8 protein-coding genes are annotated in these 8,565 nt (G+C 32.9%); 1 reads left to right on the top strand and 7 read right to left on the bottom strand.

What is annotated here, in order from left to right; translation table 11 throughout:
- Window positions 1-179 precede the first annotated feature (179 nt).
- From V7147_RS08355 to V7147_RS08375, 5 genes are all read right to left on the bottom strand, one after another.
- Complete coding sequence (locus V7147_RS08355) at window positions 180-662, bottom strand: DUF4871 domain-containing protein (RefSeq protein WP_335367392.1); 483 nt, start codon at window positions 660-662, stop codon at window positions 180-182.
- A 747-nt stretch (window positions 663-1,409) separates the two neighbouring features.
- Entirely contained in the window at window positions 1,410-2,564 is a 1,155-nt protein-coding gene (locus V7147_RS08360) for a Ger(x)C family spore germination protein (RefSeq protein WP_335367393.1), read from the bottom strand.
- A 29-nt stretch (window positions 2,565-2,593) separates the two neighbouring features.
- Window positions 2,594-4,153 (bottom strand): spore germination protein, encoded by a 1,560-nt coding sequence (locus tag V7147_RS08365; protein WP_335367394.1) that lies wholly within the window; start codon window positions 4,151-4,153, stop codon window positions 2,594-2,596.
- A gap of 31 nt (window positions 4,154-4,184) precedes the next feature.
- Window positions 4,185-5,279: a GerAB/ArcD/ProY family transporter gene (locus V7147_RS08370; RefSeq protein WP_335367395.1), complete on the bottom strand. Its 1,095-nt coding sequence runs from the start codon at window positions 5,277-5,279 to the stop codon at window positions 4,185-4,187.
- A gap of 14 nt (window positions 5,280-5,293) precedes the next feature.
- Window positions 5,294-5,632 carry a DUF3231 family protein gene (locus V7147_RS08375; RefSeq protein ID WP_335367396.1) on the bottom strand — a complete coding sequence of 113 codons (339 nt, stop codon included), beginning with the start codon at window positions 5,630-5,632 and terminating at the stop codon, window positions 5,294-5,296.
- 902 nt (window positions 5,633-6,534) lie between these two features.
- Here V7147_RS08375 and V7147_RS08380 point away from each other — a divergent pair.
- Complete coding sequence (locus tag V7147_RS08380; protein ID WP_335367397.1) at window positions 6,535-6,702, top strand: hypothetical protein; 168 nt, start codon at window positions 6,535-6,537, stop codon at window positions 6,700-6,702.
- A 696-nt stretch (window positions 6,703-7,398) separates the two neighbouring features.
- Here V7147_RS08380 and V7147_RS08385 read toward each other — a convergent pair.
- Both V7147_RS08385 and V7147_RS08390 read right to left on the bottom strand, forming a co-directional pair.
- Window positions 7,399-7,878, bottom strand: coding sequence for a GyrI-like domain-containing protein (locus V7147_RS08385; protein WP_335367398.1), 480 nt, complete (start codon window positions 7,876-7,878; stop codon window positions 7,399-7,401).
- A gap of 105 nt (window positions 7,879-7,983) precedes the next feature.
- A complete protein-coding gene (locus tag V7147_RS08390; RefSeq protein ID WP_335367399.1) occupies window positions 7,984-8,430 on the bottom strand; it encodes a GyrI-like domain-containing protein in 447 nt (148 codons plus the stop codon).
- Window positions 8,431-8,565: the final 135 nt, after the last annotated feature.

Raw genomic sequence — 8,565 nt, forward strand, 5'->3', positions numbered from 1 at the left:
AAATCGGCTTTCCAAGATTTAGCCTAATTTTTAAAAATAACTAAACGGACCAAAACTTTCCAAACATCGTACATTGGAGGGTTATTTGGCATGCGTAAATTTAGTATAACATGAGATAATTTAAGTTTTTATTGAAAAATATTGACAAACTATTAGCTGGTTTAGTTCAAGAAGATTTTTCACTTTTCCTTTACATTAACTACTACATTTCCAAAAAAATGCTCATCAAAATAAACTTTTAATTTCCATAATCCTGTGTTTGGTAACATCATAGATGAAGGTATATGATGGTCTGCCCCAGTATTAGGAGAAAGGCTCCCACTATCCGGGGATTGAAAAACAGTCATTTCTTCTCCAGATTCTTTACTGACTCCAATTACTTTAAAAGCCTTTGTTAATACTTTTTCATCACCCCAAAAATGCCACATATACTTTTGTGATTGACCAGCAATAAAAGGTCCGTACTCCCCAAAACCGAATTTACCATTATCTCCAATACGAAATACAAAGTCGCCTTTTTCCCCATCATCAGTAACAACAACTTCTCTAACTAGTGTCGCACTTTCTTCCCAAGTCTCTTCTTCTTTTACTGTTTCTGTCGTATTCGAGCAACCTACCAAAACAAGCAAAAATAAAAGAATATAAGAAGTAAATCGTTGCAATGTTCATTCCCCCTCTTTCCATTTATAAGGATGTTTTTCTCTATCTCTGTTAACTAGTTCGATCAATATACATAAAAGTCCTTGTTCAACTAATCTGTCCCTTTAGTTTAAGTGTAACATTTCACAATCAATATAAATAATAACAAATAAAAAAGTCCTTTAAGGAAGCCTTAAAGGAACTAGAGTAATTTTCAAAAGAACTTTTTGGGTGGATTCATAGTTGCTAGATAAATAAATTTACTAAGCAGGAGTTATCAAGAATCTTGATACTAAGTACTATACTTGTCCTTATAAAAAGAACAAATTTTGAAATAATTCAAGCAAAGTAACCACCAAATAACACCCTTGTTTGGAGGGTGTTTCAAATCTGGAACTTTAATTACTTTTTACAGTACTTAAACAGGTTCTTCTTAATAAATTTTGTTTTTGTTATTATCACTCCATGTTTATCTTCTTAATAAAAATAGTTAGGTCTTTAGTAGTTCAGGTGATGGATTTAGGTTGCTTTCACTCCGGATGAACTTTCCAAATAGACTTGAACAATGATTCATGTTAAAAAAATGATTTGATAACCAATACGATACTTAATGCGAATCCTATTAGGATAAGAAATGAAAAAACGACTAATTCTTTTATTTCTTTTTTCTTCACTAATCGCCTTGCTTCCCAAGAAAAGAGTGCAACAAATATGAGGGTCAAGATAAATATTTTTAACATTTACAAATTCCTACTTACTATATATTGATGTTATTTAATTAATCCGATGCTTCTAATGAAAACCTTTGGCTGAATGGCAACCTCCACTTGTGAAAATTCCTGTTCCCAATTCTGTTTATATTTTAAATTCCATTCCTTTGGATATTTTTTATAGACAGCTTGTCCAAATCCAAATATATCTGACTGGAAATCTTTTTGGGCAATATCTATTACCATTTGTATTCTTTCCTTAATATCAGATTCAACATCTTTTTGTAGGCTTTCGATTACTTTTGGGTCATCTAGTTTTAACTTTGAATCATTTTCCATGACAGTCATATCCGAGATTACATTAACTGTGATTGCTATTTTATCATGTTCCATGTTTGGAATAATTTTTACTTCTGCTTTTGTAATATCTATACTAATATATCCATCCCCTTCTTCCTTAGGGATTTCAATCGTAATAACTCCTTTTTCCATTTCATTGCGAAGCCATAAAATTCCCCGAGTTTTAGCTTTATCTATCCATCCCACTAGTTTATCCCCTTTAAACACGGCAGTTCCATTAAGAACTTGTCCCTTCCCTGAATCATTTTTCTCGTTTACTTCTAGTGATGTTAGTGCAAACTCTGGCGCAAATGGTTCCATTCCATCCGTAAGAAGCATGTTTAAAAAATCATTCATATAAATAGATAGCCCAACACTTAGTTTTACAAGCTCTTTCGTTTCCTCTGCAGAAACACTTTCTAATTTCGGAATTTCTTTAAGTACTTCAGTTGCTTCCCCTTTTGTAAACATAATAAAACTGTTGATACGAGGTTCATGATATCTTGAATGAAAATCAATAATATTTGCAACACCCTTTCTTGCTAAATCCTCTCCGATTAATAAAACCCTACTTTGTGCAAAAAAGATACGTCTTGAAGTCTTCATTTGTAGGTTTCGGTAAGCTTCAGATACGGTGTTTCCGGTCTCTGAAATGATATATGTACTATTATTGCTACTACCTCCACCGCTTCCTTCAGTGGGTCCTAATTTTGATGGAATGGCCACTTGGAGTGATAAACGAATCTGATCGTCTTTAATTAGGTCTAATCCAATTGCAGTAATAATGGCAATATCGTTCACCTCTAGGCGGTCCCAACAGCCTGTTAGCAAATGAATTGAAAACACCACTATTAGCAGCATTCTCATTTTTTTCATTTATGCTTCTCCGTCCTTTCCTTCACAAATCAGTATTTTCGAAAGCGAACGCCTAAACGCCTTATATTCCTTTTTCCAGTTTGTTCTGGACGTTGATCCATTTTCCACCAGGGAACTCGTATGAATATATCCTTCATATTATTTAAATTAAACGGAGAAACCGGCGACAAATAGGGAACACCAAAGGAACGAAGCTGAACAAGATGAACTAACATAAAAAAGACTCCAAGGAAGATGCCATAAAATCCTAACGTTCCAGCTAAAAAAATCATAAAAAAACGAAGGAGTCGAATTGCTCCTGTCAATGGATAATTTGGAAACATAAATGAGGCAATTCCTGTTGTCGACACAACAATTACTAATGGAGCTGAGACAATCCCTGCCTCAACAGCTGCTTGCCCAATGACCAGGGCACCCACAATGCTTACCGTCGATCCAATTGGTCTAGGTAATCGCAGGCCAGCCTCACGTAATGCTTCAAATGTAATTTCCATTAACAATGCCTCAATAACTGCGGGAAACGGCACCTTTTCCCTTGATGCCGCGACACTGAACAGAAGGTTTGTTGGCAATAGTTCTTGATGAAATGTTGTCACGGCAATATAAATAGCGGGAAACATCAACGCGATCAATAAGAATAAATATCGGATTAATCGAATAAAAGAGGTCATGATAAATCTTCCATAATAATCTTCTGGAGAATTCATCATTCCAAAAAAAGTAACCGGAACAATAAGTGCAAATGGACTATTATCAACAATAACTGCAACCTTTCCTTCTAGAAGGTTGCCAACAACTCTATCAGGACGTTCTGTTTGCAATACTTGCGGAAATACAGAGTAAGGAGTATCCTCAATAAATTCTACAATGTACCCACTATCCTCAATCGCATCGATATCAATTTGTCTTAATCTAGTACGAACTTCTTCAACGATTGAATGTTGTGCTGTATTTTCAAGATAAGTGATGATTACCTCCGTTTTCGAAAGCCGACCTATTTGCATACTTTCTAGTTTTAGTTTTGTGGTTTTTAAACGTCTTCGAATCATGCTTGCATTCGTTCTGATATTTTCGGTAAACCCTTCTCTCGGTCCTATGACAACCGCTTCTGATAAAGGTTCACTAACAGATCGTTGCTCCCATGATTGTTCACCTATAAAAATTGCTTTATTTATGCCATTAATGAGTAGTACCGTACTCCCAATCAAAATTTGATCAATCACTGCTTGGATTGTTTCACCTTGTTTTACGTCAGCTGAACTTAACTGTTCTAAAACGTAATCTATTTTTAGCTCTGATTGCTGCACAATTGCTTGGTTATTCTTTATCAAGGGATTGATAACATGTAACTCTATTTTTTCTAAATCCACAAGTCCATCGAGATAAATAATCATCGCATAATAGAGGTTATCAATCTCAAATTCCCGGAAAGTAAAATCGGCGGTTCCTTCAAAAAGTTTCTTAATTTTAGTACCATTTTCTTTAAGGCTTTCCGATAAAACATCAACCTCATTTTGATCCTGACCTATTTCTAGATGATCAATTTGTATATTAGGAAATTCTTTATTTTTTTTCCTAAGAATCTTCATATTTACACCTTCCATACCTGTGAACCGGCTATTATAACTCTATTTTTTTGCGGATAAACGCAATACATAAGAAAAGGATTGGTAAAATGATTTGTAATAAAGTATGTACATATGGAACATAAAGCTTGAATCCTATTTCTATATGTTCTACATAGCTTGTTGCGCTTATGAGAGATAATGGTGTAATGATCGTTGCAAGACCAATCATTACTGAGCGAGATTGTTTTAAATTGAATAGCTGAGAAATCCCAACCATTGCTCCAAGTGTAAATCCTCCGACCTTAAAAAAGACTCCTGAAACCATCATTAGTATAACAAGTGCATCAAAGCGTTCGAGAAAATCTGCAACTGAAACCAATTGGACAGCTACAAGAAAATTAAAATAATCTATTTTATAAATTTCTGGACCAACTACAGATATCACCATAATAGTGTTGATTGTTAACAATATTCCACCTAGTACAATGGTGTACATTCCTATCTTCCTTATATTATGCTTCTTACCCAAAAATGGGAAAAACATCATAATAACTATCGTTTCACCAAACGGGAAGTTTATAGAATTTGGAATTGCCTTTTTTGAAAATGAAAGAACACCATCTCCAAGAATAGGGGTAAGATTATTAATATTAAATTGTTCAACAGTTAACAAAAGAATCCAAATTATTATGAGTGAAAAAATATAAATAGGAAACACAATTTCCGCCATACGACCTAATGCCTCTATTCCGCTCCCTAGACAATAAATCATTAAGATCATAAAACTTCCAATTATGACTATAATTGGGGTTTCGGTTAATATGGTAGAGACAATCAAATCCCCTAATTCTCTACACGCCCTTGCAGCTGAATATGTAAAGTGCAATATGTACAAGAAAATCACAGGGTAAGAAAGATATTTCCCAATAATCTTCGGAATCATTTGAACCAACGTGTCACCCTGATAGTAGATTGATAATTGAGTAAAAATAGCCATTAGGATGAGACCGCCTAATAACCCTACAACTGGAAATAACCATGCATCCTGCTTAACCTCTGCGCCTAACCCCAGAATAATCGCTGTACCTAATACATAGCCAATCATCAAATATATAAGCTGGATATCACTGATTTTTTCCTTCTTCATCAACCTCCCCCCTTTTAGGTGTTAAAACCTTGCAGAGCAATTTGTGATGCTTGATGGAGGTAATTCAAAAAATATGTGTCTGAATACAACCTAGGAGCATTTTCATTTACATCTTCATTAAGTTTAAATCCATAAGGTATTGGATACTTTTCTTTGTTGAAAATCTCAGTTAATGTTTTAAGATTTCCTTGAGCAATTTCAAAAGCATGTTTGACTAATGCTTTAATCTTTTCATCCTCAACTATGGTTAAAAAATATTTAAAATGACAAGCAATGGCAGTATTATTAATATAGGATGTACAAAGAGCTGTTATCTCTGCTGATGTAAGCTGTACATGATTGCCTTTCTCCATAATAAACCTCCATCTAACCAAACAATCCTTTATTGTACAATATTCCCTAATTTTTCTAACAATATGTACATAAAAAAGCCTTCTGCTTTATACAGTGTTTTATGTGTAGTAGGCTGTTCTTTCTTTTTCAACTAAACTGCCCCTTAAACAAAGAAGTGTTTTCACTTCATAATATGATCGAACTACGTTAAAAGTAGTAATAAAAAACTTTACATTTAATTGGAAATAGTTTTAAAATAATTTTTATGGAAGGTTAGTATGGAACAAAGGGAGCAGCAATCTCCTGACTCATATTCGACCCTCTTTTTTATTAGTACTCCGACATATCGAGGCTTCCCTCTTGATTACTCTGAATTTTATGATATTTTATTTTTAACTCTCACTATACACTTTAGGGGGAATGGAACATTAAAATTGGAACCAAAGTAGTTTACGATTCAGTTGAATATACCGTTATTTGGGTATATGATAGTGGTTTCTGTGAAATCCATTATAAAATTAGTTCAACTATAAGAACTTGCTCTCCTTTAAATAATATTTTTTACTTTGTATGGTTGAGGGTCACCTTCTTCAAAAAAGCATATAGGCAACAAATTGTTTGGTAATCTTGTTCTTTAATACAGTGCAAGTTTTGTTCGAATTACGACATAATACTTTTGTTGTTATTTGCTGCAAATTGTTGAAAGCGTATGGTTCATTCTATTAAAATAGTAATCAAGAAGTCCTTGGACATTTGTTTTTTAATACTTAGTCTGGGGACTTCTTTTATTTTCCCCTCATTAATGGCGCTTTTTACTTCATTTAAGGATAAATTTTCTTTAATTTATTCATCTTTTTATAGGTATTTTTTATACTCTAGAAGAAAATAATTACATCAATACCTATATAAGGAGTTGATTTTAATGCCAAATAGGAATTCCATTCGAAGTTTATTAGGTATAGATGTTCGTCCTCGATCTTCTAATAAGCACAGTTACGATGTCGATTCATTTAGTAACCCAATTATTCATAAAAAAATAAATGGGCAAGTTATTGTTCCTCTTGATATTGACAGACTATGGGGAAAATAAATTTACTTTTAAGTAAATTAACAAATCAAGTCCCAATATTTTTCTTCGTGTTTTACTTCATAATTTTTTCGTACTGTGCATTAATTTTTTTTTGAAAAAATCAATATTTGTCCAAGTCGCTTAATCTTTTTCCGAATATACTATTATTGCTATTACGAAGACATAATAGCAGCCACTAACTCCTTTTTTGGGGAATCCATTACCTTGGAAAAGTAGTGGATTCCTACATATATCACATTGAAAAAGACTCATATAAGATTCCTCTAATGACTATTACATTCGAAGTAGTAGTCTTTTTTTGCTTCGCAATTTATTTCTACTTCTACATAAAAGGAAAGTTTTTTCTTCTTCAACTATCCTGCCCCGTTAGCCATCCATGGCGCAGGCTTCACTATAGAAAATGCATGAAAAATTCGTTCTTTCATGATAGTTCAACAAAGATGGTTAATCAATATCTTGAAACTGAATTTATCTCCTAATTGAACTGCTTTCCTATAAAATAGTGTACTACAAAGAAGGTGATTACCATTTGTTTTAGTAATCACCTCATATTTACTCTATTCAATAAAGTCTATTTTATTTTCCTGGCACCATTCAAAAGCAACTTTGTTCTTCACTAAACTGCTTCGATACTTCAATAAGAAAAAGTGACCCTCCGTTGTTGCAGCATCACAGTCACCCGTTGAATTAGGTTATTTATTTACTTATGGTATCAAACAACTCCACATCTACATTTTCCGTATCATTCCAACTATAAAACTTTTCTAAATGCCATTTATTTTTTAGTCTTTTATAGTTGTTATCATTAATCCATTTATGTAATTCATCATATGAGTTTATTATTTTATAATTAGCCCCTTTATGTCTTGTAACAGCATACCTTTGAGTTGGGATTGTTAGTGTTACCATACCAGATGGAATATCTTCATACTCTTTTACTTCAATACAAACCCAATATCCATCTTTATCGGCATCTTCATTTTCAACAACAAATGCACCATATTGATGTAATGGATTTACAACCTGTTTAATTTCACTAACACGTTCGCTTAAACGTAAAGATGCTTTAGGTATTTCAACTAAATATTTATCACCAGAACACAAAACTCGAAATCCTACTAACTTTATTTCATCAAGTTCTTTAATAGTTTTATTTAACACTGTTGTTTCTGACATTTTAATTCCTCCTTATAATTGATAGTTTCTATAAAAAACACATAGTTACCATCCTATTCAACTAACCTTCTAAGGGTGCTGAAGAAAGGTTTTTGATTTGTACTTTTAAGCATGAATTGGTAGATAGATTTGTACTTCTTCATCTCCTTCCCCCATAGGGTGATATGTCTCGATAATATAAGAATCGAGATCTCTTTGATAACCTTGTTCTTTTGCCCAATTTAATAAATTCAAATGAAGTTCTTCCAAATTAGAAATATTACCTATTGTAGTTATGTAACTTTTATTTATTTCAATATAATCCATTCCTGTTGGTACTTCATTTAATTTCTCACCCACAATTAATCCTACATAATAATGACCACTCCTATGCATCTCATCCTTTTTAGGCTCAAATAATGCAATTTCGGTCTCTGTTCGATTTAGGATTTCGTTTGAGCGACTTAATAGTTGCTTTGCAAGCAAAGGTACTTCTTTACCATAGTTAACAAACTCCCCACTACCTTTTAATCCAATAAGCTTAAATTCTTTTTTAACCATCATAAACGACATATTAACCACTCCTATTCACAGAAATTCCATTATATTCTAATTTTATTTATTCAACAAAAAATCCTTACTTCCTGCATTGAAGTAAGGATTCAGTACTGATTTATTTAACTGTTATTTAACTAACCTGCCCCGTTT

The organism is Bacillus sp. JJ1521, assembly GCF_036965165.1.
GTDB lineage: Bacteria > Bacillota > Bacilli > Bacillales > Bacillaceae_L > Ferdinandcohnia.

Coding starts and splice junctions, on each gene's coding strand:
- V7147_RS08385 (WP_335367398.1), bottom strand. CDS start 7,878: ATGTCAGAAACAACAGTGTTAAATAAAACTATTAAAGAACTTGATGAA.
- V7147_RS08390 (WP_335367399.1), bottom strand. CDS start 8,430: ATGTCGTTTATGATGGTTAAAAAAGAATTTAAGCTTATTGGATTAAAA.
- V7147_RS08360 (WP_335367393.1), bottom strand. CDS start 2,564: ATGAAAAAAATGAGAATGCTGCTAATAGTGGTGTTTTCAATTCATTTG.
- V7147_RS08365 (WP_335367394.1), bottom strand. CDS start 4,153: ATGAAGATTCTTAGGAAAAAAAATAAAGAATTTCCTAATATACAAATT.
- V7147_RS08370 (WP_335367395.1), bottom strand. CDS start 5,279: ATGAAGAAGGAAAAAATCAGTGATATCCAGCTTATATATTTGATGATT.
- V7147_RS08375 (WP_335367396.1), bottom strand. CDS start 5,632: ATGGAGAAAGGCAATCATGTACAGCTTACATCAGCAGAGATAACAGCT.
- V7147_RS08380 (WP_335367397.1), top strand. CDS start 6,535: ATGCCAAATAGGAATTCCATTCGAAGTTTATTAGGTATAGATGTTCGT.